Below are 25,996 nucleotides of genomic sequence, written 5' to 3'. Positions count from 1 at the left end.
CTTACTTGTCCTTCTCGCCGAACAGTTTCTTCAGCATGTCGGCCATCGGGCCGGTGGCCGGGATGTTCGGTTTCATGCCGCCGCGCGCCTGGTGGATATGGCTCTTGCCCGCTGGTTTTGGCGCCTTCGGGGTGGGCTTCGGCTTTTCGTCCTCGTCCGGCTGGCTGCCGACGGCAAGGGCCAGCTTGTTCATCAGCTGCGAATCCTCGCCCTTCACCAGCATTTCGGCATTGTCGGCGAGCGCATCGAGAAGCTGCGGCAACCAGGCCTGATCCAGCTTGTCGAAATCGCCGAGCACGTGGTTGTTGACGAATTCCTTGGCGCCGGGATGGCCGATGCCGAGCCGCAGGCGGCGGTAATCCTTGCCACAATGAGCGTCGAGCGACTTGATGCCGTTGTGACCGCCATGTCCGCCAGCCGTCTTGATGCGCGCCTTGCCGGGCGCCAGATCGAGTTCATCATAGATCGCGATGATGTTTCCGGGGCCGAGCTTGTAGAAGCGCATGGCCTCGCCGACCGCTTCGCCCGACAGGTTCATGTAGGTCTGCGGCTTGATCAGCAGAACCTTGTCGCCAGCGAGCTCGCCTTCGGAAATGAGGGCCTTGAACTTCTTTGCCCATGGCGAAAAGCCCGGCCGCCGCTGGATGGCGTCGAGCGCCATGAAGCCGATATTGTGGCGATTGCCGGAGTACTTGCTGCCGGGATTGCCGAGACCCGCAATGATCAACATGAAGTGCGTCCGAATTTTCGTACAGGATGTGGTCTCACCACCCCGAAACGGAACGGAAGTCAACCCGGTTTCGTCCCTGCCGACTGATTGGCACCGCTGATCGCTTGCTCAGTGTTCGGCCTTGAGGCCGTAGCGCCGGTAGATCGTGTCCTGGCGGCCATCACGAATCATGCTGTCGAGTGCGGCCTGCATTTTAGCGATCAAGGCGTCCGGGACTGTTTTCTGACAGGCAATGCCGAGCTTCTCCTCGGAGAGGGGAACCACCCTCTCGACGTCGGTGCCATTGTTCTTCAGCCTCTGATAGACGCCTTCCGACATGGGCATCATGTCGATCCGGCCCCGGACGAGCTTGCGCAGCGACGTGTCGAAATCGGCGCTGAGATCGAGGTTCGCAAATCCCATCGATTTCAGAAGGTCCTCGGTAAAGTCGAGCCGATGGGTTCCGATCAGAAAGCTCTTCGCCTCATCGAGCGTCGTGGCGTGGATCGACGAGCCCGCCCGCTTGACCAGGATCGTATGGTTCACGGAGATCGTCATGACCCATTTGAACCGCGGCTTGCGGTCCGCTGTCTGTGCTGCCGAGAAGGCGCAGGTCATCGGCTCGGTCTCGGCGAGCGCGATGGCGCGCGCCCAAGGGATCATTTCAACGTCATAGGGTATCTGCGCTTGCCGCATGATGACATCGATCTGGTCTATGCCCGCGCCGCCATAGCGCCCGTTCTGATCACGGTAGCTGAAAGGTGCATAGGGCTCTGTCTTGAGCTGGAGCCTGTCTGCGGCGTGCGCCTGCAGGCAAGACCACGGTCCGATTGTTGCAGCGAGAGCAAGCACGACGAGTGCTGCGCTTGTCATGCCACACCTGATCGAGGACATCTGCTGCTCCACATCGAGGGCCGGAATTTCAGCTTGCAATAGAATCAATTCGGTCGCCGCTTCGGTCGGCGTTCAACATCGTAAGGACATCGCCGATCGCTTGCGGTCGTGCGAAGTAGTAACCCTGAGCGTATTCGATGCCCATGTCGATGAGTGTCGAACGCTGATATTCGGTTTCGACGCCTTCGGCGACGACATGGCAGTTCATCTTGTGCGAGATCGCGGCAATGCCTTCGATCAGCATCTTGTTTCGACGATCGATATCATCATCGCCATTGTTGAGAGACCGGATAAAGGATTGGTCGATCTTGACGATATCGACCGGGAAACGGCTGAGATAGCTGAGCGAGGAATAGCCGGTTCCGAAGTCGTCAAGCGCGATGCGGCAACCGATGTTGCGGATCTCGTCGAGCAGCCTGCGGATTTCCGGATTGTCATGCATCAGCACGGCCTCCGTGATCTCGATGACCAGTCGGGACGGGCGGATTGCGTAGCGGCCGAGCAAGGTTGACAGCTTGACGGGAAGGCTCGCATCGAATTGCAGCGGCGATACGTTGACGGCGACATAGGTGTCAAACATGCCCGGTATCCGGGAGATGCGGGCAAGATTGGCGACGGCGTCCTCAAGGATGAGATTGCCGATCTGGCCGATCGTGCCGGTTTCCTCGGCGACGCTGACGATTGCGCCCGGAGGAACAAGCCCCTTGCGCGGATGGCGCATGCGCATGAGCGCTTCAAAGCCGTTGCAGGCGCCGGTCCTGATATCCACGATCGGCTGGAGATGCGCTTCGAACCAGTTGGCGGCAAGCGCTGCTTCGATGTCGGTTTCGATTTCGGCACGTTCCCGCGTCTTGTCGAGGATGGCCGAATTATAGACCTGCGCACCGTTCTTGCCGTCGCGCTTGCGGGCATACATGGCCAGATCCGACTTCTGCAGAAGCTCGGCGCCGCTTGCGGCATGGGCAGGGTAGAAGGCAAGGCCGATACTGGCGCTAAGGCGCACGCTGTTGGTCTCGATGCGGAATGGAACGTCAAAGAACTCGACGATTCTCTGGCACAGCTCGGTGCCGCGCCGTTCCGACCCCTCTCCACACAGAAGAATGGCAAACTCGTCGCCGCCCAGGCGCGATGCCGCGTCGTGGTCGCCCAAAAGCGGCAGCATCCGCTCGACGAACTGGCCAAGCACGAGATCGCCGGCCGCATGACCGAGATTGTCGTTGATCGATTTGAACCGATCGAGATCGACGAACAGACAGGCGATGTCGGTTCCGTTGCGATCCGCCTCGATGATTTTCTGCTCAAGCGCCGCCTCGAACCCCTGACGGTTGAGAAGACCGGTCAGGTGATCGGAAATGGCCTGCTGGTAGTTGCGGATTTCTGACTGCTTGAGCTCGGTGACGTCGGTCATCACGCTCAGCGAGCCGGTCTCGCCGTCGCCCGCGGAACCGAGTTCGGTCTCGGCGATAAGGACGTTCATCGTCTTGCCGGACTGACAGATGAAGCGCACCGTGACTTCGAACGCCGGTCCGCGCGATCGCACCTGCGATTTCCTGTTGTGGTAGAGGCTGCGGTCTTCCGGCATCACCAGTTCGCAGAAGGGCAGGTTCAATATGTCAGATCGGCTGTACCCGGTCGCAACGAGCCAGTAGTCGCTGACGGCGGCGATCCTGTCGTCGGCGTCGAGCGAAAACAGCATGGCCGGCGTGAGATTGTAGGTCTGCGTCGTCTTGCGATGTGCCAGTTTCAGCTCGCGCTCCTCGTGTTCGAGAAGGGTCTGCATCTCGTTGAAGCTCTTGGCCAGGCGTCCCATTTCATCGGTGGAGCGCCAGTCGACATGGTGACGAGAACCGAGGCGACGGGTCGCTTCGATTGCGGCGGTCAAACGCAGAAGAGGTTTGATCACCATCACGCGGTTGCCGAGAATGGCGGCGCCGAACACGGTCAGGATGGCGATGATGAAGATCGAGATGAAGGCGAACTCGAATTCGTGAAGCTTCGAGAACCAGCCGATTGTCGGGATGCTGACGCTGACCTTACCGACAACGCGAGCGCCGTAGTTCGACATGTAGGTGATGGGCTGCGAGCGGATCGTCAGGTCGCTCAGGGATATCTCTTGCGGCGTGACTTCCGATATATTCAGTTTGCCCGTCGTGTCGGTGACGCGAACCGCGTAGATGGTCGGATCTTTCACCATGGCGACGGCGATCTGGTGAACGCTTTCGGTATCGAGATCCCAGAGGGGCTTGGCAAGCGCTTGCGAGTTCGTCGCCAGAACGATGTCGACATGCTCTTCGAGCGCCCGAACCGCCTGCTGCGATGACAACGCCAAAAGCAGCGTGAACAACGGCACGACGACGGCCAGAAGCGCGCCCGAAATAATGGCTATGAACCGACTCTCAACGGAATGAGCCACCCGTATTCCCCGCCTGCTTGTAGTCGGTGTTAGTCGCCGACTGCGTGTTCCCCAACACAGTAATTGGCCGGATAATTCCAGCCATTGATTAAGCTTTACTGAAGCCGGGAAGAGTAAAGCGAAGCGGATCTTAAAGAGGGTTACGTAATCCTGACCGGAAAACGTAAAAGCCCGCCTTCGTTGGAAGGCGGGCTCTCAGAAAGACAAGACGAAAATGTCTTATTCGGCTTCAGGAGCCGCAGTCTCAGTCGCTTCTTCTTCTTCGACGCCTGCAGCAGGTGCAACGATCGTCGCGATGGTGAAGTCGCGGTCGGTGATGACAGGTGTCACGCCCTTCGGCAGCTTAACGGCCGAGATGTGGAGGCTGTCGCCGATCTTGGCGTCGGTCAGATCAACCGTGATGAATTCCGGGATCTGGTCGGCCGGGCAATGGAACTCGACCGTGTGACGGACGATGTTCAGAACGGCGCCCTGCTTGATGGCCGACTTGTCTTCGTTTTCGAAGTGTACCGGTACTTCGACGTTGACTTCAGTCTTGGCCGAAACGCGCAGGAAGTCGACATGCATGGTGAAGTCGCGGACCGGATCCAGCTGGTAGTCCTTCGGGAGGACCTGGATCTTCTTGCCGTCGAATTCGATCGTCGCGATGGTGGTCATGAAACCGCCAGCGTGAATGCGCTTCGTGACTTCGTTCGTGTTGAGCACGATCGACAGAGGAGCCTGCTTGTCACCATAGATGACTGCAGGGATAAAACCGTTGCGGCGAAGTTCACGGGAGGACCCCTTACCGACCCGTTCGCGCGCCTCGGCCTTGAGCACGTAAGTTTCCTTGCTCATGGCAATTCCTTTCGAGGTTGTTTGGAGAGTTCTTCGCGGACAGTGCCGCGTCAAACCGGAGGGCATCGTCCGACGCTCTCCATCCGCGTTGCCTCCAAGGGTGTCTACGCGGACGGGGTCCCTATAGTCCATCAGGGCAGGAGACGCAAGGGATCTGCGGCGTGGTTGGCTCTGCAAACCGGTCGTCGTCGTTACCTACCGCCAGATACCCGCGTGCCCAATATGAAACTTCCGGTATGTGCCGTTTTGCCATCCGTTAATGACGTTCATTCGAAATTAGCGAGATTCGATAAATGCGAGGTCCGGGCGACCGAATTTGTTAAATTGTGAGGGTCAAGACGGTGTTAACTCCGGAGACCAAGATCTAACATGTACGCCGTTCTGTCCTGTCTGGCCTATGAGCACAATCTCTTCCTCGTCGTCGTGGCGGGGGCGCTCTGCTTCATTGCGAATGCGGGAACCGTGGTTTTTGCCGCCCGGGCACGACAGGCAAACGACCGCAGCCGCTACGGCTGGGTGATCGTCTCCGGCGGAGCAGGGGGCTTCGGGATCTGGGCAACACATTTCGTGGCCATGCTCGCCTACGATCCGGGCCAGCTCTTCACATTCAATCTGTCGCTGACGCTGCTGTCGCTTGGTATTGCATTTCTCGCGACATTTGCGGCGGGACTGCTTGCCGTGCTGTTTACCGGCAAATCCGGCGCTGTGGCCGCCGGCCTGGTATTCGGTACCGGCGTTTCCTGCATGCATTTTACCGGCATGGCGGCGATCGAGTTCGGCGGCCTGATCGTCTGGTCGCAGCCGCTGGTCATCGCTGCCATCGTCACCGCGATCGTCATGTCGACGACAGCCTTCCTCATGATCCTGAAGGGAGGCCTTGCAAACAACATTCTTGCTGCAGGTCTCCTGTCGCTCGGTATCGTCTTTATGCATTTCATCGCGATGGGCGCGGCAACGCTTGTTCCGGGTTTCGGGATCCTGCCTGAAGACGGGATGCTGTCGAAGCCGCTGATGCTGGCAACGATCATTGCCGTCTCGCTGTCGCTGATCGGGTCGGGCCTGGCCGTTGCCACCATCACCGGGCGTGCGGCGCGGTCCTCGAAGGCCAGCGAAGCCAATTTCCAGATGCTCGTGCGCGGGGTGACCGACTACGCGATCTACATGCTTTCACCCGAGGGCGCCGTCTCCAGCTGGAATGCAGGGGCAGAGCGTGCCAAGGGGTACAGGGCCGACGAGATCATTGGCCAGCATTTTGCACGTTTCTATTCGGATGAAGAACAAGCCCGGGGTCTGCCGGAACAGGCGCTCGCAACAGCGCGCACAACCGGTCTGTTCGAGGCGGAAGGCCGGCGCTACCGCAAGGATGGGAGCTGGTTCTGGGCACATGTGGTGATCCAGCCCGTCCTCGACGACGATGGCGTGCTTGCCGGCTACGCCAAGATCACGCGCGACATCACCCGTCAGAGACAGGACACCGACCGGATCGCCTCCGTGACGCAGAACCTGGATCTGGCGCTTGAGAACATGGCGCAGGGGATCTGCCTGTTCGATCGCGAGCAGCGGTTGGTGCTGACGAACCGGCGCTATGGCCAGATTTTTCGGTTTGAGGAAGGCGCTCTGAAGCCGGGTATGACATACCGCGAGATCGTGGCTCTTGGCTACAGGACCTCGTTTGCCGACGCGGCGGAGGCGGAAGCACGGGCAGAACAGCATTACCAGCGCAACATCGCAGCCATCAATTCCAGGCAGGAAGCCCTTCTACACCGACTGAGCGACGATCGGACGATCCGGATCGATTTCAGCTATCTCGATCAGGGCGGCTGGGTTTCGACATTCGAGGATATCAGCGAGCGGATACGGTCGGAGGAAAAGATCGCCTTCATGGCGAAGCATGACAGCCTGACGCAGCTTCCGAACCGTCCGGCTCTGATGGAATATCTCGAAGCCGAGGTGCGTAACGCGGAGAGCGAGGGCGGGCATGTTGCGGTCGTCGGCATCGATCTCAACAAGTTTAAACAGATCAACGATCAGTTCGGGCACGCGGCCGGCGATGCCGTGCTCAAGGAAATTGCCGAGCGGATGAATTCGATCGTGCGGCCTCACGAGATGTTTGCCCGGTTCGGCGGCGACGAATTCGTGGCCGTGAAGCGCTACGGGGATTTGGCCGAAGTGTCCGAGTTCCTGGACCGATTGTCGGATGCGTTCGGGCAGCCGATCCAGATCGAGGTGCATCGTCTCAGTCCCGGCGCAAGCATGGGTGTTGCGCTCTACCCGCATGACGGGGCATCCCCCGATGCGCTGATCGCGAACGCGGATCTGGCCATGTACCGCGCCAAGGGCTCGCTCTCGCGCGACATCTGCTTCTACGACATCGAGATGGACGAGGCCGCCCGCGACCGCACCAAGATGGCGGAGGATCTTTGGACGGCGATCGAGCAGGATCAGCTCAGGCTGCACTACCAGGTGCAAAAATCGGTCGCGACCGATGAGATCACCGGTTACGAGGTCCTGCTGCGCTGGAGCCATCCGGAGCGAGGCAATGTCTCGCCGGCAGATTTCATCGGGGTCGCGGAGGAATGCGGCGCCATCCTGCCGATCGGCGCGTGGGTTCTGCGCGAAGCATGCCGGGAGGCGGCCAACTGGCCGAATGACTACAAGGTCGCGGTCAATCTGTCGCCGGTGCAGATCGCGCATGCCGACATGCCGGCGCTGGTCCATACCGTGCTTCTGGAAACCGGTCTGAAACCAAGCCGTCTCGAGCTTGAAATCACCGAAAGTTCGATCATCAGCGACAAGCAGCGGGCGATGAATGCGCTTCGCTCCATCAAGGCGCTGGGCGTATCGATTGCGATCGACGATTTCGGGACCGGCTATTCGTCGCTGGAGACGCTGCGCTCCTTCCCGTTCGACAAGATCAAGCTCGACCGGAGCTTCCTGACCGAAGTGGACCGCAGCGAGCAGGCAACGGCCATGGTGCGAGCAATTCTGGCTCTGGGGCAGGGCCTGCAGATCCCGGTTCTCGCGGAGGGTGTCGAGACGGTGAACCAGCTCGACATTCTGCGGCGGGAAGGATGCCACGAAGTGCAGGGCTATCTTCTCGGTCGGCCGATGCCGATGGAAGATCAGCCGAACCCGCAGTCTGGGTCAGAAATGGGCTCGGCCAACCAGAACGCTGCCTGAAGATCGCGGAAACGTTTGACCTAGCGTCGAGGTTCGCCGCCGGGGGCGTAGGCCGTTTTCTGCTCGAACCGGAATTTGTGGCCGCAGTCGCTACAGCGCAGCATGTATTTGCGCGGATCTTTCGAGGCGAACTCGGTCTGAAAACCTTTCGGGAGTTCGTCGATGCGAAAATCGCGATTGCTGGCGCGCTTGTCGTCGGACTCGGAGACTTCGGCATAACCGGCATGTCCGCACTGCGAGCATTCGAGTTTTCGGGAATAGCGGTCGCGGGCGGCCATGCGGAACTCCTTGGGTACCGCGCCTACATAGTCAACAGACGCCGCGAATGCAAAACGCCGGGATGAAAATCCCGGCGTTTATATTCTTGGCGTTCAACTCACGTCGCGATCAGCGGCGGCATTCGCCCGGAGAGACCGCGCCGAAGCCGGCATTGCGGGCTTCGCAGGCATTCGGGAATGTCTGGAGCCGACCGCCACGCTGGCCGCAGACCGGGCGATATTCGCGGGTGCACATGCCGCCGCCATTTTCAGGACGGTCAGGTCTGCCGGGACGATCCGGCCTCGAGGGGCGATCCCAATCCGGGCGGTCAGGCCTTGATGGACGATCCGGGCGATCGGGTCTGGATGGGCGATCCCAATCTGGACGGGGATCGGGGCGATCGGGCCGGCTCCAGCCGGGGGCGGGACGTTCCGGCGGATAGCCGGGGCCTGGACCTGCGTCGACGCAGGCGGAAAGCATTGGAGCCAGGATGAAAAGTGCAAGCCATTTCGGCTTGTTTCGTAGGATCGACATCGCGATAGGTCCTCCCTCTGCAGATGGATGGCAGACCTCTATCAGACTTACATAGCCGTGGGACAGGGGGCGCAGCGTTTTTGCTGCCGAGCCCGTCCCACGGTCATGCGTCAATCCTAGTCGAACAAGCTCGAGACGGACTCTTCCATGGCGGTACGGTTGATCGCCTCGCCGAGAAGGTTTGCCGTGGTGATGACGCGGATATTGTGCGCCGACTGAACGGATGTCGTCGGCTGGATCGAATCCGTGATCACCAGTTCCTTGAGCTTGGACGCCGCGATGCGGGCAACGGCACCGCCCGACAGCACGCCGTGGGTGATGTAGGCGGTGACGCTTGTGGCGCCGTTCTTTAGAAGCGCCTCGGCTGCGTTGCAGAGCGTGCCGCCGGAATCGACGATATCGTCGATCAGCAGACAGTCCTTGCCGGTCACGTCACCGATGACGTTCATGACTTCCGACTCGCCTGCGCGTTCACGCCGCTTGTCGACGATGGCGAGCTGGCAGCCCAGGCGCTTGGCAAGCGCACGGGCGCGAACCACGCCGCCGACATCCGGCGAGACCACCATGACGTTGTTGAGGTCGTAGTGTTCCTTCACGTCGCGCGCAAGAATCGGCACGGCGTAGAGGTTGTCGGTCGGGATATCGAAGAAGCCCTGGATCTGGTCTGCGTGCAGATCGAGCGTCATGACACGGTTGGCGCCGGCCTCGGTGATGAGGTTGGCGACGAGCTTGGCCGAGATCGGCGTGCGCGGCCCGGCCTTACGGTCCTGGCGAGCATAGCCGAAATAGGGAAGCACAGCCGTGATGCGCTTGGCGGAAGACCGCCGGAACGCATCGATCATGATCAGCAGTTCCATCAGGTGATCGTTGGTCGGAAACGACGTGGACTGGATGACGAACACGTCTTCCCCACGGACATTCTCCTGTATTTCAACGAAGATTTCCTGGTCTGCAAATCGCCTTACCGAGGCTTTTCCGACTGGTACATTAAGATAGCTGCAGATCGCGTCGGCCAGATGCCGGTTCGAATTGCCTGCGAAAACCTTCATTGCGGTCCGCCTGTATTGAAGCTGGATGGCGGCCTTTTACCGGCGCCACCTTCGAATGCAATAGCGTTTTCCCTCAGGCCACCGTTTTTTGCGAAGAAACAGTGACCGTGTCACATCATGGTTACCTAACCGCCATGCGATTGCCGCCAGCTCATATAGTCCTGGATCGTCTTTGCGGCGATGAGTTCCATCGTCGAGGACGGCACTGAGGCCCATGGATCCTGGCCGCTGCCGGGCACATTTTCCTGCCCCTGCATGCGGTGAAGCCTGGAGCCGGTATTGTCGAGAACATCCCAGACATAGACGATGGTGATCTTTTCGCCATCGCTGAAGGCCGAGAAATAGCCCTTGAGGATCTGCTCGGTACCCGTATCGCTGGAGGGACGGATCGTCAGCCCAGCGGCGCGCGCTTCGGCGCCAAGCCTTCGCGACAGCGGCGTCACGGCCTGTACGGGGGCACCGATGATCGGCAGGAAGCGGATGGTGTTGCCGGCGGCGGGCAGGGAAGCCTCCTGTTGGGGCGCTGCAGCGGTAGACTGGGCTTCAGCCTGGCTTTGGCCCTGCCAGTCGGGCGGTGGGCCTGAAGAGGCGGGCGAGGTCTGGTTGCCAGACTGCATCGCCTGGGCCTGCGCTTCCAGCGTATTTTGCGGGCGCGGCTGGTAGGTGTCGTTTCTGTAGGTCTGATTGCTGTAGGTCTCGGGCCTTGGGGAACGGGCCATGCGCTCCGTATCGGCCTGGGTAACCGGTGTCGATGCGCGATTGCCGCCGCCGATTTCGGCGCGCGGCGTCAGCGCTTCGCTGGTGTTGCAGCCGGAGACGGACAGAGCAACGATGCAGGCGGAAAGCAGTTTTCCGATAAGCCGCATGCGTTCGCCCCTTTGCCGGTTCCCATCCCGCGACAAGCTAAGGTCGGATTTTCCGGCCTGTCAATGATCGCGGGCTTCTCAGCCCTGGATAAGGTCGAGACCATGGCGTGAAAGCGGCCGGGGGGCGCCTTCCGTCGTCAGATAGGTCTGGCCGAGCGTCATGGCCACGCCGCTGTCGCTGTCCATGATGATCATGTGCACGAACAGCGTCATGCCGGGCAAGATCTCCTGCGGATTGCCGAAGTGGAACATCTGGTGCTCCATCCACGACGGCGAGAAGCGGGCGCCCAACGAGTAGCCGCATGCGTTCAGCCGGTGACGGGAGAGGCCGCGTTCGTCGAGGATCCTGGCATGGGTATCGAACACGTCTCCGAATGTATGACCTGGAGACAGAACCTCCTCGATCGCCCGGATCGTCTCAAGGCAGGCCTTGTAGAGTTCCTTGTGGCGCGGCGAGGGATCACCGACGAGCGCGGTGCGCATCATCGCGACGTGATAGTGGGCGGCGGTGCCGGCCCATTCGAGCGTCAGCTGGTCGGTGGCATCGAGCTTGCGGCGACCGGCCTTGTAACGGCACAGAAGCGCATCCTCGCCGGAACCGATGATGAATTCGTTGGCGGGATAATCGCCGCCGCCGGAAAACACCGCGCCCTGCATCGCCGCGAGGATATCGGCCTCGTCGCCGCCGGACTTGATCAGCGGCAGAGCGGCGTCGAGCGCATCGTCCGCCAGTTCGGCGGCGCGTTGCACATGGGCGATCTCGGCCGCGCTTTTGACGAGGCGCAGCCGGCTGACCAGATAGGATGCGTCACTGAGCTGGCCGAAATTGGTGAGTTGGTTGTCGAGCAGGCGCGCGATGCGGCCGGTCATGCCATGCGTGTCGTATTCGACGCCGATCCTTGCGCCGAGCAGATCGAGTTCGCTCAAGAGGTTCTTGAGATCCAGCGTCGGATCGGCATTCACCCGGTCGACCCAGACCACAATGTTTTCGATGATCGAGGTCTGGCGGGCCTGGCGAAGGTCGGCAGAGCGCGTGAGCAGCGTCATCGAGCCATCGGCCTTCACGACCAGCGTCTGGAAGAAGCAGTAGCCGAACGTGTCGTAGCCGGTCAGCCAGTACATGCTTTCCTGCGCAAACAGCAGGATGGCATCGAGCTTTTCCTCGGCCATCTTCGTCGTCAGGCGGGCGAGGCGATCGGCATATTCCGATCTGTCGAAGTGCAGAGCCATGGTAGTCCTCCCGAACTTTTATTGCTGAAGCGCGATGGCTGAAATCTGGCGGCCGTAATCCGGCTCTTGGTCATGCGTCGTGCGGCGATAGGAAAAGAAGCGTTCCCGATCCGGGTAGGTGTCGAGGCCGAGGTTCTCAGCGGTGACGCCTGCCGCCTTCAGGCGCGACATGGTGAGAGCGGGTAGATCGAACATGGAATGCTGCGGCTTTGGAGACGGTGTGAAGAAGGCTGCGTATTCGGGGTTCACGCCGAGGAAGCGTTCCACGAATTCCGGGCCGACCTCGTAGCTGTCAGGGCCGATCGAGGGTCCGAGAACGGCCACGATCTTTTCCCTTTCAGCGCCGAGCGACACCATCGCGTCGATCGTGTTTTCGAGCACGCCTGTCAGCGCGCCCTTCCAGCCGGCGTGAGCCGCGCCGATCACGCCATTGTCGCCATCGGCAAACAGGATGGGGCCGCAATCGGCAGACAGGACGCCGATCACGACGCCCGGCGTGGCCGCGACCATCGCATCGACCTGCGGGCGCTCGCCGGAATAGGCAGCATCGACCACGACCACATCAGGCGAATGGACCTGATGGACGGTTGCGAGCTTTTCGAGCGGCAGATCGAACCAGGCCGCAACCCGCCGGCGGTTTTCGAGAACGAGCGTCTGATCGTCTTTCGACCCGACACCGACATTGAGACCGGCGTAGATTCCGTCCGACACGCCGCCCTTTCGCGTGAAGAAGCCGTGGCGGATCTTGGCGCCGGCTGTCGCGTTCAATAGGGCGCTTTCGATCGGCGTCGGCGAGGCGTTCTCCGGCATCGGTTTATCCACCCTGCTGATTTTGTTGGTTTTTGCGTGATGCACCGTCGGCGGCACTCGCTGCTTCGATTGGGCGCGAGATTGGCGCAAGCCGATAGCGTGTGTCAATCCGCCCGGACGTGCTCTTTCAGTCGACCGGACGGAAGGGCATCAGATTGACCGCGGAGCCCGAGACGGCGATGACCTTGAAGAGTTCGCCCATCTTGCCCGCACCTTCGCCGGCAAGGCGATCGACGGCAGCTGCTATCAGCCGCTGTTCGGACGGTTCCTTGTCGCGCGCAAGGGCTGAAGCCCGTTCGGCAAGGCCGAGGCCATAGAGGAATTCGCCCTGATGGAGGCCGCCGTTCAGATGAATGCCGGACGCCAAGGCGACCTTGGCGAGATCTTCGAAATCGACATGGCTGGTCAGATCTGCCTCGCCGGGGCTGGCAAGCGGCGGGTCATAGTCGTGGTTCTTTACGGCCTGCAGAGTATCGCCGAAACTGGTGACCATATGGCCGTAGTCGATGACGAGCGCACTGCCGCCGAAATTCCTTAGCCTTTCGCAGAGCGTCTGCATGACGGCCTGGCGGGCAGGGGCGAATTCGAAGATCGTGCCTTCCGGGATGGAAGCGACCGGGGCGGGCAGGATGACCGGATCGAGCGTGGCGATGCCGGCGACGAAGGACAGCTCGTCCTCCGGGCCAAGGCCCACCAGCCTTTCGCGAAAACCGGTCGGGGTCCGCACGAACTGGCGGATCGGGATCGCGTCGAACAACTCGTTGGCGGCGATCAGGGTAAACCCTTCCGGCACGTCTTCGAAACTGTCGTGCCAGGAAATTTTTGTCGAATAGGCCTCGAGCGTAACGCGCTGAACGCCGCGAAGGCGTTCGCTGGTTTCCACCAGATGGACCCGCAGGCCGTCCATCAGGGATGGTGCGATGCGCTGGATGACGCGCAGCATGTCGGACATCATCGTGCCGCGGCCGGGACCGATCTCGACCAGGCGCACATCGCCCGGGCTACCTTGGCGCTGCCAGGCGTGGACCATGAAAATGCCGACCATTTCGCCGAACAGCTGGCTGATCTCCGGCGCGGTGACGAAATCGCCATGCCGGCCGAAAGGTTCGCGGGTGCGGTAGTAGCCGAATTCCGGATCGGCAAGGCAGAGCGCGAAATAGTCGGTGACGCTGATCGGTCCGCTGGCGCGGATCAGCGTCTTGATCTTTTCGGCAAGGGGCGTGGTTACTTCTGGGCTGTTCACGGGTGCCTCACACTTTCGCCGCGGAGGCGACGCGAGCCCGCGTGATCGCCCAGATGCCAACAGCAACCATCGGTAGTGATAGCACCATGCCCATCGTTAGCCAATTGGTGCCGAGCAAATAGCCGAGCTGCACATCCGGTTCGCGGAAGAACTCGACAAAAATTCGGCAGAGCCCGTAGCCGAGGACGAACGCGCCGCAGATGGTGCCGGGTACACGAAGGGCCTTGAAACGATAGATCAGGAGTGCCAGCACCAGAAGCAGGATGATGCCTTCCAGGCCTGCTTCATAGAGTTGGCTCGGATGGCGGGCGAACGGGCCACCGGTCGGGAAGACGACAGCCCATGGTGCATCGCTCAACCGGCCCCAGAGTTCGCCATTGACGAAATTGGCGATGCGGCCGAACAGCAGGCCGAACGGCACGACGGCGGCGACGATGTCGAACATGCTCCAGACCGGAATGGCATGACGGCGGGCAAACACGATCATCGCAATCGTTGCGCCAAGGAAGCCGCCATGGAAGGACATGCCGCCGTTCCAGATCTCGATCGCGCGGATCGGGTTTTCCAGGATCGGGCCGAGATCGTAAAACAGGATGTAGCCGATGCGGCCGCCAAGGACGACGCCTGCCGCGATCCAGACGAGGAAGTCGTCGAGATGGACCGCGGTCATCGGGGCCTGACCGTTGGGCCACAGTGACGCGTTTGCGGTCAGCTTGCGGGCGTAAAGCCAGCCCAGCATGATACCGGCAACATAGGCAAGGCCATACCAGTGTACCGCAAGCGGCCCCAAGGAGAACGCGACCGGATTTATCTCGGGAAATGGCATGAGAGCAAAAAAATGAAGCGCTTCGTACAAATTACAGGTGTCTCGCTTACTCACAGTCGTGTGAAAAGATGGACTTGGGGACATCGCCGGTCAAGATGAATCTCATTCTGAGACGCGCGCAACAGTGGATGACGCTTGCAACGCGGCGACCCAAGCCCTACTTCAGATCCCATAGGACAAACACAGGCCGATATCGGGCCGATATCGCTGCCGATGGCAAGGAGACGGAACCTTATGTCGACCGGAACGAACCGCATATTCGACGATTTCGCACGGCTGATGACGGACGCTGCCGGCGCTGCACAGGGTGTGCGAAAGGAAGTGGAGACGGCTTTCCATGCCCAGGCGGAACGGTTCCTTAACAACATGGATCTGGTCAAGCGGGAGGAATTCGAAGCCGTTCGCGAGATGGCTGCCCGCGCCCGCGACGAGAATGTTGCGCTAAAGGCCCGTCTCGATGCGCTGGAGGCAAAATTCGGCCAGAGCCAGAGCCATGATCAGGGCCATTCAGGTCAGTAGGCCACTTCAGATCGGGCCATAAACTGTGGCCCCTCAGGGGATTCGCAATCTCCGTTTGAGATCGCCGTCAAAGTCCAGCGCCAAAAGCCTGCGCGGCGATCTTTCCCAGCCTATTCGCGATTGAGCGTCATCGCGTCTAATCGGCACAGTCAGGCGTCTGTTTTGCCTCGCCAAATCCCCATGAATTTACAAAAAATTAAGCCCTGTGGACACTCTTAAAAAAGCCAGCGTCCAGAGTCATTTAACCATCCGTTCTGATCTCATGCGCGAACCGGTTTCGGGGTTCAATCCACGGAAATCGGCATTCAGGGGATGGCAGCCGGACTCCGTCTAGCTACACTGATTTTACACGATGATTCGAAACGAGCCGGCGAGCTTCCGGTGGTGACCGACAGGTTACCGACGAGGCTGAAGGTAAGCTCCAGACAGGGTAACTCAGTTATTCTGGCGGCGACGAGCGATCATCGAAATGTAGTTCCGGTTAAGTGTTGGCGCGTTCCGCTCGAATTCGCATTCATTCCGGTCAAAAAGGTGCCGCATGAGCCTCATGGAATTAAACGTTGAGCGTCAGTCGAACCCGGTGGACATGATCGAGTTCGTCGCAGCTTCCAACGATTGGACATTCGAACGGTCCGGCGAAGACGAGATCGCCATGACCGTGGAGGGTCGGTGGACGGACTACCACGTATCCTTCTCCTGGATGGAGGAGTTCGAGGCGCTGCATCTCGCCTGCGCCTTCGATCTGAAGATCCCCGATATCCGTGTGAACGAGGTCATCCGGCTTCTGTCCTACGTGAATGGTCAGACGCTGATGGGGCATTTCGACCTGTGGCGTCAGGAAGACGTGGTGATCTTCCGCCAGTCGCTTCTGCTGGCCGGCGGTGCCGAACCCACGAACCAGCAGGTCGAGGTTCTGTTTTCCAGCGCGCTTGATGCCTGCGAGGCCTATTATCAGGCGTTCCAGTTCGTCGTCTGGTCCGGCATGGAAGCGAAGGCTGCCATGGATTGCGTTCTGTTCGAGACGGTCGGCGAGGCTTGATGGCGTTGCAGCTGGGTTCGATCGTTCTCGTCGGTGCCGGCAATATGGGCGGCGCCATGCTTTCCGGCTGGTTGAAGAACGGCGTTCCCGGCGCTTCCGTCACCGTCGTTGATCCATCGCCGTCAGATGCGATGCGGGCCATGATGTCAGATGCCGGCGCGACACATGTGACGGCAATTCCTGAAGGCATGTCGGCAGACATTCTGTTCCTTGCGGTCAAGCCGCAGCTGATGGATGCCGTCCTGCCGCCATTGAAGGCTCTGGTCGGCGATGCGACGGTCGTCGTGTCGGTCGCGGCGGGCAAGACGTTGTCCTCGATGCAGAGACATCTCGGCGAGGCTGCGATGGTGCGCGCCATGCCGAATACGCCGGCCATGATCGGCCGCGGCGTGACCGGCGCCTATGCCAACGACAAGGTTTCCGCCGCCCAGCGCGACGCCGTGCATGCGCTGCTCAAAGTCAGCGGCCCGGTCGAGTGGGTTTCGAGCGAGGCGGATATCGATGCCGTCACCGCCGTTTCCGGTAGCGGGCCGGCCTATGTCTTCTATCTGGTCGAATGCATGGCGGAGGCCGGGCGCAAAGCCGGTCTTCCTGCCGATCTTGCGATGCGGCTTGCGCGCGAAACCGTGTCGGGTGCGGGAGAACTTCTGCATCAATCGACGGAGGATGCCTCGCGGCTTCGCCAGAACGTGACGTCTCCGGGCGGCACCACGGCTGCGGCACTGTCCGTGCTGATGGCAGACGATGGGATGCAGCCGCTGTTCGACAAGGCAATCGAGGCAGCGCGGAGCCGCGCGGAAGAACTGGGACGCTGAGCAGCCATGTCTAACGAGATAAGCTTTGCCGACTTCGAGAAGGTCGATATCCGGGTTGGCACGATCGTCGAGGTCGAGCCGTTTCCGGAAGCCCGCAAGCCGGCCTTCAAGCTGAAGATCGATTTCGGGCCTGAGATCGGCGTCAAGAAATCGTCGGCGCAGATTACCGTCCACTATACGCCTGAAACGCTGCTCGGACGCCAGGTGCTGGGCGTCGTCAATTTTCCGCCGCGCCAGATCGCGCCGGTCCGTTCCGAAGTGCTGACGCTTGGCTTTGAAGACGAGAACGGCGCGATCGTTCTGGCTGCCGTCGAGCAGGGCGTTCCAAACGGCAAGAAGATGATGTGATCAGGCGCGAGGGCGTCCTCACCGGACACCTTAGCCGTTTCGCCAACAGTCTCCCTAACTCTCACGTGAGCTCTTTGACTGCCGGCCTTCGGTCAGGCGGGAACGCGAACGATAGCTCTCAAGCCACCGCTCGGACTGTCGTCCAGCGTGACATTGCCGCCATGCGAGCGGGCGATGTCGCGGGCGATCGCGAGGCCGAGGCCGGTTCCGGACGCATCGAGATTGCGGGCCTCGTCGAGCCTGTGGAATGGCTTGAACACATCCTCGCGGGATTGCGCAGGAACGCCCGGGCCGTCGTCATCGAGGGTCAATGTCAGCCACTTGGCGCTGTGGCGCGCATCGATATGCAGGTTGTCTGCGTAGCGCTGGCTGTTCGAGACGAGGTTTCCGAGCAGGCGGTTGAAGGCGTTCGGCCTGACGGCGATCTCGTCGTCGCCCTCGATGTGGTAGGTGAGGATCTGCCCGTGCAGGCTGAAACTTACGCGGAATTTCTCGAGAAGCTCGCTCAGATACAGCGTACCGAAGTCCTCCTCGGCCTCGCCCTTGGCAAACGCCAGGTAGCCTTCCAGCATGGACTGCATGTCTTCGACATCCTGTTCCATGCCGGCGAGTTCCGGCTTGTTGCCGGCAAGCGCCAGCTGCAGCTTGAATCGGGTGAGGATGGTGCGCAGGTCGTGGCTGATGCCGGCCAGCATCGCGGTGCGCTGCTCCATCTGCCGTTCGAGCCGTTCGCGCATCTGGATGAAGGCAAGGCCTGCGCGCCTTACCTCGTCTGCGCCGCGCGGCGAAAAGCCTTCGGTCTTTTGTCCCTTGCCGAAACTTTCCGCCGCCTGGGCAAGTCTCAGGATCGGGCGGATCTGGCCGCGCAGGAACAGGATCGAAATCACCACCAGCACGAAGGCGGTGCCGATCATCCAGATCAGGAAGATGTGGGTGTTGGACGCGTAGGTAGAGCCGCGTCTGGCAAACACCCGCAGCACCCGTTCGTCCATTTTTACGCGGATCTCGACGAGCCGACTGTCGCCTACCGTATCGATCCAGAACGGCATGCGGATCTGACTGCTCAACTGTTCGGCAAGGATGTTGTCGAGGATCGCGAAGAAGGGGCGCTGGCGGGGCGGCGGCAGCTGGCCGTTCTCCTCGATTGCAATCGTCAGGCCGAGAGAGCTGTCGGCGATGCGGCTGACTTCGTTGTAGTTGCTGTCCTGCGGATAATTGCGGATTATCTCGATAATGGCGGCGATGTCGCGAACGGTGCCTTCAGACAGGCGCTCTGTCACCATGCGCCAGTGGCGTTCCATGAACACCGCGGCGACGACTGTCTGGAGCAGGAGCATTGGGAGAATGACGATCAGCAGCGAACGGGTGTAGAGGCCCGTCGGCAGCCAGCGACGCAGCCAGCGCGTGAACGGACGCCAACCGGGGAGGGTAAACCGGCTGGTCTCTCGCTTCAGCGTGTTGAAAATTGCCATTCGCCGCCCGTTATCGTCCTGTCGTCGGTCTCTTGTGCATCAGTCGATACTCAGCCTGTACCCGATGCCACGCACGGTCTGGAGATAGACCGGGTTGGCGGGGTCTTCTTCGATCTTACGACGCAGCCGGTTGATCTGCACGTCGATTGTGCGCTCGCCGACATCCGTATCGTCCCCGATCAGTTCGTGGCGGGGGATCGTTTCGCCGGCGCGCAAGGCAAACAGCATCATGATTTCCTGTTCGCGGTCGGTCAGGCGGATCGTCTCGGCCGCCTTGCGCAGTTCCTTGCGCGGGATCGAGAAGGTGAACGGACCAAACATGATCTGCTCGATCTTCGGTGCATCGGCCGAGCTGCTGCGGCGCAGGATGTTGTTGATGCGCAGGACCAGTTCGCGCGGATCGAAGGGTTTTGACAGGTAATCGTCGGCACCTGCCTCGAGACCGGCGATGCGCGATTCTGCCTCGACACGTGCCGTCAGCAGGATGACCGGGGTGGTCTTCTTTTCATAAAGCGACTGGGTGAGCGACAGACCCGTTTCGCCCGGCATCATCACGTCGAGAATGATGAGGTCGAAATGCAGTCCTTCCAACTTGCGCCGCGCTTCGGCGGCATCTCCCGCCACGGTAATGCGGAAACCCTGCTCCACCAGATAGCGGTTGAGGAGATCGCGGATGCGGGTGTCGTCGTCGACAACGAGAAGGTGAGGGGCGTCGTCCAAAAGCGGTGTATTGGTCATCTGTCTGTCCCGGTCAGATATCCTGACTGATGTCGATATCAGAAATCACGAGGTTCGGGTCACGTCCACGCATCCGTTGAAGGAAAAGGGTTACGCTTTCCCGCATCCCGGGGGTGAAGTCTTCCATGGCGCGTGCGATACGCTTGGATTGCGGCTCGCACAGGGCCAGCGCCAGTTCGCGGCCGGCAAGGGTCGGATAGAGGCGGCGCTGTCTGCGATCCTTGGCCCCGGCCATCTGCCTGATGTAGCCGGTCTCGATCAGCTGCTTCAGGACGCGGGCGAGGCTCTGCTTGGTGATCTGCAGCAGGTCAAGAAGATCCGTCACCATCATCCCCGGCTGGCGGCAGACGAAATAGACCACCCGGTGATGGGCGCGCCCCATGCCGATCTTCGCCAAAATGGCGTCCGGATCGGACACGAAGTCGCGATAGGCAAAGAAGAACAGCTCGATCGCTTCGAAATCGATCTGGCCCTCGTCGACCACGGGCATCTGTGGCGGGACTTTCTTGACGGCTTTTCCCGTCGCTGCAGGCGGCACGCCGTTTCCTTTCGCTCGCTACGTCTTCATCGTGTGAAGCTGTTTAACGTAATCCTTTTGCGCTGTCGCCCGTGATAAATCGCTCTGGCGGTCAAAATTCGACCGGTTGTGTTGCTTTCAGGGAGAACACGCACTTTCTTTTGCGCGCATGACTTATCCGGCGGAACCTTTATCCCCAAGCGCCATTATTCCCAGCGAACGACTGGAGATTATTCAATGAACGCGCATACTTATTCCGCAATGCCGCCGATCGAGCTGAACCAGACCAAGGCCGAAGCTCATCCGCTGCGCCCGGTCTTCATCACGGTGATTGCGCTGAAAGTCGTCGTCTCGGCATTTCTGCTGGCGACTGTTTCGCTGGCCCCGCCGGTTGCTGCCGAAGGCACGTATCTGGCCGCCGCTATCAACTGATTTAGAGGCTGTCATCGGCACGCCTTCCGGCTATGAAGAACGACAACGTTCAGGGCAGGACAGGCACTATGGGTGGATTGCAGGCAAGCGTCATTCCGGTGACGCCATTTCAACAAAACTGTACCGTCTTCTTTGACGACGATACAAAGACAGGCGTCATTGTCGACCCAGGCGGTGACATCGGGGTTATTCTGGACCTCGTGCAAAAAAGTGGCATTACCCTTTCCGAGATCTGGCTGACCCACGGGCATATCGATCATGCCGGAGGTGCCGATGAACTTCGCGAGGTGCTCGGCATTCCTGTCGTCGGACCCCACCGCGACGACCTTCCCCTTCTCGAAAATCTTGGAAAGCAGGCTCAGATGTTCGGTGTCGACGGCGACGTCCGCAACGTCGTGCCTGATCGGTTTCTTGACGAAGGCGAAACAGTCTCGTTCGGCGAGCATGTGTTCGAAGTTTTTCATTGTCCGGGACATTCGCCCGGTCACGTCATCTTCTATAATAGAGACAACGCCTTCGCACATCTTGGTGACGTCCTGTTTGCCGGGTCGGTCGGACGGACTGATCTACCCGGAGGCGATCACGCGACCCTGATGGACTCGATCCGCACCAAGGTTCTGCCGCTGGGAGACGAGGTAGGTTTTCTCTGCGGTCACGGACCGGGAAGCCGGATCGGCGACGAGCGCCGCAGCAATCCATTCCTGAAGGGCCTGTAACAGGCAACCGGTAGCACGGGCATAAAAAAACCCGGCATCACTGCCGGGCTCCAACTGGAATGAGCGAGCTTTTGAAGCTCAACCGGAGATCTGCAGATTGACCGCCTTGGGGCCTTTTCCGCGACGATCCGGTTCCGTGTCGAAGCTTACTTTCTGGTTTTCAGTCAGCCCGGACAGGCCGGAAGCCTGTACGGCGGAGATATGAACGAAGATATCGGCGCCACCGTTGTCTGGTTTGATAAAGCCGAATCCCTTGTCCGTATTGAAGAATTTCACAGTGCCAGTCTCGGCCATGCAGCAGGTCCTTTTCCTTCTGTCCGTGTTCAGCGGCGGACAGCATCAGAGTGTGCCCTCACGGGCGGCGGCAGGCAGCTTTAAGAAAGGGTCCCTGTGTTTACCGCGGCGACTGGCAGATAAGGTATAAAACCAAGCCCCCAGTTCCCGCCCGAAGTCTTGGCGCCTTCGGAGCGCGTCATTATAGGTCTTCCCATGCTCGTAAATTGCCCGAACATGGACAGAGTGCTGTGTTTATCAAAAATTGGCAAGAAAAAGTTTTTTGAAAGGCAGGCCCGTTCCAGCCTGCCTCATTTGGCCAAAAGCGCTGCAAATGCGGGCTTTGCGCATGGTCCGAAGGAAGTTGGATGGGCAACGGATCGCTGGCGATGCTTCGCCCGATCGGCTTTATGCCTGTTCGCGTCATGTTTGTAGCCGTTTCTCAACGTCTACACTCTCTGCGGGAAGTTCCACTGCGAACCGGTGAAAGTACGGACGGCTAGCTGCCCTGATGTCTGCGGCCGAAGGTTTTCATCCGCTTGAGAGGGGTGGCCGACGGAAACGGGGCGGCGGCAGAGACGCGAATGGCGGATGCAGGCGAGGGGCTCATGTCGAGGTCGCCGCCGATGCGCGGCAGGCCGTGTTCCGGGAATGTCCTGTCGAACGTTGTCGGGGCGAGTTCAGGCCGTGCGAGCGCATATCCCTGCACGAGAGACGCGCCGAATTCCTCGCACACCTCCACCTGCCACATTTCCTCCAGTCCTTCGATGATCGGTTCGATCCCGTCATCCAGCATCTGCTGCAGGACGACGCGCAGGAGTGCGGCACCAGCCGGATTGTCGAGAAAGTCGCGGACCCAGCCGGGTTCGAATTTGACGTAGTCAGGCTTCACCCGCTTGAGAAGCGCCAGATCGGACTCGCCCGCACCGTAATCATCGATCGCCACCTGGAAGCCGATGGCGCGCATGTGGCTGGTGAAGTCGGCGATGACGGCGGCGTTGGTCTCGGCGGTCTGGCGGATTTCGCAGACGATCCGGTTGACGGCAAGTCCGGCTTCGTGGCTCGCAAGTTTGATGCGTTCGACTTCGTGGCGCATGTCTTCGGGCGTGCGCACCAGACCCGGCTGGAACTTGACGAAGATCTTCGCCTGGCGTCTGTCGAGCCGGCCGGTGTTGAGAATATGGATCGTCCGGACCATGCTGTCGATATCGGCAACTTCGGCGGGATCAACGAGGCTGAAGAATTCGTGTGGGGGAACGGGCTCTTCGCCACGATAGGCGCGCACGAGCCCGACAAAGGCTTCGATGGCCAGCCGATTGCCGGGTTTCGACGTTCTGAAAATGGGCTGAAGCGCGGATCTGAGAATGAAAGGCCCGTACGCGGTCGACCATGCCCCGTCGTCGCCGCGAACCAGGTTGGCGAAAATGCTTCTCGATGCCATACCCGTACCGTCTCCTGCGCAATTTTGCAGATTGTAGGCGAGACGGGTTACGCGGTCGTAAATACGCGTCCGAAGGTTTTAATCAGCGACATTGATCGCATTCATTCATGCTTTTTTCTTGAAAGGCGTCGGTTCATTCTCCATACAGCTTGAGGCGGCCGCTCGGCGGCGAATGAGCGCACCCCGCCGTAGTGTTCAATCAGCCCAGGACCGAAACGACATGGCCTTTCTTGCCGACGCCCTTTCCCGTGTAAAGCCTTCAGCGACGATCGCTGTTTCCCAGAAAGCTCGCGAACTGAAGGCGAAAGGGCGTGATATTATCGGTCTCGGTGCCGGTGAGCCTGACTTCGACACGCCAGACAATGTCAAGCAGGCGGCGATCGACGCGATCAACCGCGGTGAAACCAAGTACACGCCGGTTTCGGGTATTCCGGAGCTGCGCAAGGCGATCGTCGACAAGTTCAAGCGCGAAAACAACCTCGACTACAAGGTCGAGCAGACGATCGTCGGCACGGGCGGAAAGCAGATTCTGTTCAATGCCTTCATGGCGACGATGAATGCAGGGGATGAAGTTATCATCCCAGCACCTTACTGGGTTTCCTACCCGGAAATGGTCTCGATCTGCGGCGGCACGCCGGTCACGATTTCGACCAAGCAGGAAAACAACTTCAAGCTGACGGCCGAAGAGCTGGAAAGCGTGATCACGCCGAAGACCAAGTGGTTCATCTTCAACTCGCCGTCGAACCCGACGGGCGCTGCCTATAGCGCGGATGAATTGAAGTCGCTGACCGACGTGCTGCTGAAGCATCCCCATGTTTGGATCCTGACCGACGACATGTACGAGCACCTGACCTTCGGCGACTTCAAGTTCGCGACGCCGGTCGAAGTGGAGCCGAAGCTCTACGACCGGACGCTGACGATGAACGGTGTTTCCAAGGCCTATGCGATGACCGGCTGGCGCATCGGCTATGCTGCCGGTCCGATCGAACTGATCAAGGCCATGGACATGATCCAAGGCCAGCAGACCTCGGGCGCATCGTCTATCGCACAGTGGGCGGCTGTCGAGGCGCTCAACGGTCCGCAGGATTTCGTGACCAAGAACAAGGCGATCTTCGAAGGCCGCCGCGATCTCGTCGTGTCGATGCTTAACCAGGCATCCGGCATCGTTTGCCCGAAGCCTGAAGGCGCATTCTACGTCTATCCGTCCTGCGCCGGCCTGATCGGCAAGACGGCTCCGACCGGCAAAGTCATCGAAACGGACGAGGATTTCGTGTCCGAGCTCCTGGAATCGGAAGGTGTCGCCGTGGTTCACGGATCGGCCTTCGGTCTCGGCCCGAACTTCCGCATCTCCTACGCGACGTCGGAAGACATTCTCGAAGAAGCCTGCAAGCGCATCCAGCGCTTCTGCGCAGCCTGCAACTAAGTTTCGAGACACGAGTTTGATGGGAGAGCCCGGCCAAGCGCCGGGCTTTTTCGTGAGTGGTGGTCCAGTGGAGGGAAGGTCGGGGCGGGCCACGGCTATAGCCCCGACCGAGCCCCTTTTCGAGGATCCTGCGTTTAAGCCTTGGTTAGCTTGACGATCGTCGAGGAGCCGGAGCGGGTTTCGGTGACGGCGTAGACGGCGCCATCGGGGCCGACCTTGACGTCGCGGATGCGGGCCTTGAGCGGAACGTGTTCTTCGTGACTCACCTTGTCGCCATCCATATGCAGGACCACCACGCCCTGGGTTACCAAGCCGCCGACCAGGAATGCGCCCTTCCATTCGGGGATCGCATCGCCATCGTAGAAGGCCATGCCGGAGGGGCCGATGACCGGATCCCAGTAATAGACGGGCTGTTCGGTCTGAGCCTTCTCGGTGATGCCGTCGCCCACCTTGCCGCCGCTATATTCGACGCCGTAGGTAACCTCCGGCCAGCCGTAGTTCTTGCCGGCTTCCGGTCGGTTCAACTCGTCGCCGCCCTTGGGGCCATGTTCGACCGTCCAGAGGCGGCCGTTGCCATCGAGCGCTGCTGACTGGAGATTGCGGTGGCCGTAGGACCAGATTTCCGGTCGCGCTTCGGCCTGATCAACGAATGGATTGTCGGGCAGGGCCTTGCCGTCCATGTCGATGCGGAAGACTTTTCCAAGACCGCTTTTGAGATCCTGTGCCTGGACACGCGGCTCCGGATCGGACCGCTCGCCGACCGTGACATAGAGCTCGTTGTTGGGGCCAAAGGTGAGGCGCGAGCCGAAATGCTTGTTGCCGTCATAGCTTGGCATCTGCTGGAAGATCACCTTGACGTTTTCCAGCTTGCCGCCGCCATCGTCGTTGGCGACGAGCTTGGCGGAGGCGACGGATGTGCCGTTGCCGTCTTCACGCTCTTCTGAGAAGGAGAAGAAGATCATTCCGGATGTTTCGTAGTCCGGTGCGAGCGCCACGTCGAGAAGACCGCCCTGGCCAGCGGACAGGACTTTCGGAACGCCTTCGATCGCAGGGCCGGGCTTGCCGTCCTTGATGATATGCATCGCGCCTTCCTTGGCGGTCACCAGCATGCGGCCATCGGGGAGAAATTCCATAGACCAGATGTGCGGAAGCCCTTCGGCAACGACTTCGGTGGTGATCTTAGGCATTTCCGCCGGCTGCGCTGCGCGGGTCTGACCGGTGAAGGCAGGCTTTTGATCCTTCGCATTTGGAGCGCCTGTTTGAACCGGTTTGCCACCGGTCTGCGCCATCGCGGGAGCGCCGACCAGTGCGAGAGCCAGGGCCGTGCCTGCAAGGAAGATGTTCGTGCGTTTCATGGGTCACCTCCGGACTTTGTCTTGATGCCTTTCAGTGGCGATCGCTCGCCAGACATTGT

26 protein-coding genes are annotated in these 25,996 nt (G+C 60.3%); 8 read left to right on the top strand and 18 right to left on the bottom strand.

From position 1 onward, the window contains the following. Position 1: 1 nt before the first annotated feature. The 4 genes from pth to IFT66_RS07395 all read right to left on the bottom strand — a co-directional run bounded on the left by pth (position 2) and on the right by IFT66_RS07395 (position 4,853). Entirely contained in the window at positions 2–730 is a 729-nt protein-coding gene (gene pth, locus IFT66_RS07410) for an aminoacyl-tRNA hydrolase (protein ID WP_192077202.1), read from the bottom strand. Between the two features lie 108 nt (positions 731–838). Next, the gene (locus IFT66_RS07405) at positions 839–1,603 is read right to left on the bottom strand and encodes a substrate-binding periplasmic protein (RefSeq protein ID WP_249406393.1); all 765 of its coding nucleotides are present in this window, start codon (positions 1,601–1,603) and stop codon (positions 839–841) included. A 28-nt stretch (positions 1,604–1,631) separates the two neighbouring features. Next, the gene (locus IFT66_RS07400; protein ID WP_184653548.1) at positions 1,632–4,016 is read right to left on the bottom strand and encodes an EAL domain-containing protein; all 2,385 of its coding nucleotides are present in this window, start codon (positions 4,014–4,016) and stop codon (positions 1,632–1,634) included. A gap of 219 nt (positions 4,017–4,235) precedes the next feature. After that, entirely contained in the window at positions 4,236–4,853 is a 618-nt protein-coding gene (locus tag IFT66_RS07395; protein ID WP_062455789.1) for a 50S ribosomal protein L25/general stress protein Ctc, read from the bottom strand. 369 nt (positions 4,854–5,222) lie between these two features. Between IFT66_RS07395 and IFT66_RS07390 the strand changes: the two genes are divergently transcribed. Continuing rightward, complete coding sequence (locus IFT66_RS07390) at positions 5,223–8,033, top strand: bifunctional diguanylate cyclase/phosphodiesterase (protein WP_192077201.1); 2,811 nt, start codon at positions 5,223–5,225, stop codon at positions 8,031–8,033. Between the two features lie 20 nt (positions 8,034–8,053). On the opposite strand, the gene IFT66_RS07385 is transcribed toward IFT66_RS07390, so the two are convergent. From IFT66_RS07385 to lgt, 8 genes are all read right to left on the bottom strand, one after another. Continuing rightward, on the bottom strand, positions 8,054–8,311 hold the full coding sequence (locus tag IFT66_RS07385; RefSeq protein WP_062455795.1) for a hypothetical protein: 258 nt from the start codon (positions 8,309–8,311) through the stop codon (positions 8,054–8,056). Positions 8,312–8,420: 109 nt separating this feature from the next. Further along, positions 8,421–8,825, bottom strand: coding sequence for a Kazal-type serine protease inhibitor family protein (locus IFT66_RS07380; RefSeq protein ID WP_082472021.1), 405 nt, complete (start codon positions 8,823–8,825; stop codon positions 8,421–8,423). A 116-nt stretch (positions 8,826–8,941) separates the two neighbouring features. Continuing rightward, positions 8,942–9,874: a ribose-phosphate pyrophosphokinase gene (locus IFT66_RS07375; RefSeq protein WP_062455798.1), complete on the bottom strand. Its 933-nt coding sequence runs from the start codon at positions 9,872–9,874 to the stop codon at positions 8,942–8,944. 125 nt (positions 9,875–9,999) lie between these two features. Continuing rightward, positions 10,000–10,740 carry a hypothetical protein gene (locus IFT66_RS07370; RefSeq protein WP_192077200.1) on the bottom strand — a complete coding sequence of 247 codons (741 nt, stop codon included), beginning with the start codon at positions 10,738–10,740 and terminating at the stop codon, positions 10,000–10,002. A 78-nt stretch (positions 10,741–10,818) separates the two neighbouring features. Then, positions 10,819–11,970 (bottom strand): M24 family metallopeptidase, encoded by a 1,152-nt coding sequence (locus IFT66_RS07365; protein ID WP_192077199.1) that lies wholly within the window; start codon positions 11,968–11,970, stop codon positions 10,819–10,821. Between the two features lie 18 nt (positions 11,971–11,988). Then, a complete protein-coding gene (gene pgeF, locus IFT66_RS07360; RefSeq protein WP_192077198.1) occupies positions 11,989–12,780 on the bottom strand; it encodes a peptidoglycan editing factor PgeF in 792 nt (263 codons plus the stop codon). 127 nt (positions 12,781–12,907) lie between these two features. Then, positions 12,908–14,023: an SAM-dependent methyltransferase gene (locus IFT66_RS07355; RefSeq protein WP_192077197.1), complete on the bottom strand. Its 1,116-nt coding sequence runs from the start codon at positions 14,021–14,023 to the stop codon at positions 12,908–12,910. A gap of 7 nt (positions 14,024–14,030) precedes the next feature. Further along, positions 14,031–14,849, bottom strand: coding sequence for a prolipoprotein diacylglyceryl transferase (lgt, locus tag IFT66_RS07350; protein WP_062457920.1), 819 nt, complete (start codon positions 14,847–14,849; stop codon positions 14,031–14,033). Between the two features lie 234 nt (positions 14,850–15,083). Between lgt and IFT66_RS07345 the strand changes: the two genes are divergently transcribed. The 4 genes from IFT66_RS07345 to IFT66_RS07330 all read left to right on the top strand — a co-directional run bounded on the left by IFT66_RS07345 (position 15,084) and on the right by IFT66_RS07330 (position 17,570). After that, complete coding sequence (locus tag IFT66_RS07345; RefSeq protein ID WP_062582967.1) at positions 15,084–15,368, top strand: accessory factor UbiK family protein; 285 nt, start codon at positions 15,084–15,086, stop codon at positions 15,366–15,368. Positions 15,369–15,906: 538 nt separating this feature from the next. Then, positions 15,907–16,407 (top strand): YbjN domain-containing protein, encoded by a 501-nt coding sequence (locus IFT66_RS07340; protein WP_062455815.1) that lies wholly within the window; start codon positions 15,907–15,909, stop codon positions 16,405–16,407. Continuing rightward, a complete protein-coding gene (gene proC, locus IFT66_RS07335; protein WP_192077196.1) occupies positions 16,407–17,222 on the top strand; it encodes a pyrroline-5-carboxylate reductase in 816 nt (271 codons plus the stop codon). The genes IFT66_RS07340 and proC overlap by 1 nt, the downstream gene beginning before the upstream one ends. Before the next feature lie 6 nt (positions 17,223–17,228). Then, positions 17,229–17,570 carry a tRNA-binding protein gene (locus tag IFT66_RS07330; RefSeq protein ID WP_192077195.1) on the top strand — a complete coding sequence of 114 codons (342 nt, stop codon included), beginning with the start codon at positions 17,229–17,231 and terminating at the stop codon, positions 17,568–17,570. A gap of 92 nt (positions 17,571–17,662) precedes the next feature. Here the strand turns inward: IFT66_RS07330 and IFT66_RS07325 are convergent, their stop codons facing one another. Genes IFT66_RS07325 through IFT66_RS07315 form a run of 3 tightly spaced genes read right to left on the bottom strand, consistent with a single transcriptional unit; the run spans position 17,663 to position 20,318 of the window. Further along, entirely contained in the window at positions 17,663–19,042 is a 1,380-nt protein-coding gene (locus IFT66_RS07325) for an ATP-binding protein (RefSeq protein WP_192077194.1), read from the bottom strand. A 39-nt stretch (positions 19,043–19,081) separates the two neighbouring features. Next, on the bottom strand, positions 19,082–19,780 hold the full coding sequence (locus IFT66_RS07320) for a response regulator (RefSeq protein WP_062455827.1): 699 nt from the start codon (positions 19,778–19,780) through the stop codon (positions 19,082–19,084). Positions 19,781–19,793: 13 nt separating this feature from the next. Continuing rightward, a complete protein-coding gene (locus IFT66_RS07315; protein WP_062582974.1) occupies positions 19,794–20,318 on the bottom strand; it encodes a MarR family winged helix-turn-helix transcriptional regulator in 525 nt (174 codons plus the stop codon). Between the two features lie 216 nt (positions 20,319–20,534). Between IFT66_RS07315 and IFT66_RS07310 the strand changes: the two genes are divergently transcribed. After that, positions 20,535–20,729 carry a hypothetical protein gene (locus IFT66_RS07310; protein ID WP_062455833.1) on the top strand — a complete coding sequence of 65 codons (195 nt, stop codon included), beginning with the start codon at positions 20,535–20,537 and terminating at the stop codon, positions 20,727–20,729. Positions 20,730–20,797: 68 nt separating this feature from the next. Next, a complete protein-coding gene (locus tag IFT66_RS07305; protein ID WP_192077193.1) occupies positions 20,798–21,445 on the top strand; it encodes an MBL fold metallo-hydrolase in 648 nt (215 codons plus the stop codon). A gap of 78 nt (positions 21,446–21,523) precedes the next feature. Here IFT66_RS07305 and IFT66_RS07300 read toward each other — a convergent pair whose 3' ends face one another. Together IFT66_RS07300 and IFT66_RS07295 are read right to left on the bottom strand one after the other, a co-directional pair. Further along, complete coding sequence (locus tag IFT66_RS07300; protein WP_006725577.1) at positions 21,524–21,739, bottom strand: cold-shock protein; 216 nt, start codon at positions 21,737–21,739, stop codon at positions 21,524–21,526. A gap of 478 nt (positions 21,740–22,217) precedes the next feature. Further along, positions 22,218–23,159 (bottom strand): EAL domain-containing protein, encoded by a 942-nt coding sequence (locus tag IFT66_RS07295; protein ID WP_062455836.1) that lies wholly within the window; start codon positions 23,157–23,159, stop codon positions 22,218–22,220. 220 nt (positions 23,160–23,379) lie between these two features. On the opposite strand from IFT66_RS07295, the gene IFT66_RS07290 reads away from it, so the two are divergent. Next, positions 23,380–24,582 carry a pyridoxal phosphate-dependent aminotransferase gene (locus IFT66_RS07290; RefSeq protein WP_192077192.1) on the top strand — a complete coding sequence of 401 codons (1,203 nt, stop codon included), beginning with the start codon at positions 23,380–23,382 and terminating at the stop codon, positions 24,580–24,582. 134 nt (positions 24,583–24,716) lie between these two features. On the opposite strand, the gene IFT66_RS07285 is transcribed toward IFT66_RS07290, so the two are convergent. Further along, on the bottom strand, positions 24,717–25,937 hold the full coding sequence (locus IFT66_RS07285; protein ID WP_192077191.1) for a PQQ-dependent sugar dehydrogenase: 1,221 nt from the start codon (positions 25,935–25,937) through the stop codon (positions 24,717–24,719). Positions 25,938–25,996: the final 59 nt, after the last annotated feature.

Origin of the sequence: Rhizobium sp. CFBP 13726 (assembly GCF_014841925.1) — a bacterium.
Classification (GTDB): domain Bacteria; phylum Pseudomonadota; class Alphaproteobacteria; order Rhizobiales; family Rhizobiaceae; genus Neorhizobium; species Neorhizobium soli.
This window is presented reverse-complemented; position numbering and strand designations above follow the sequence as displayed.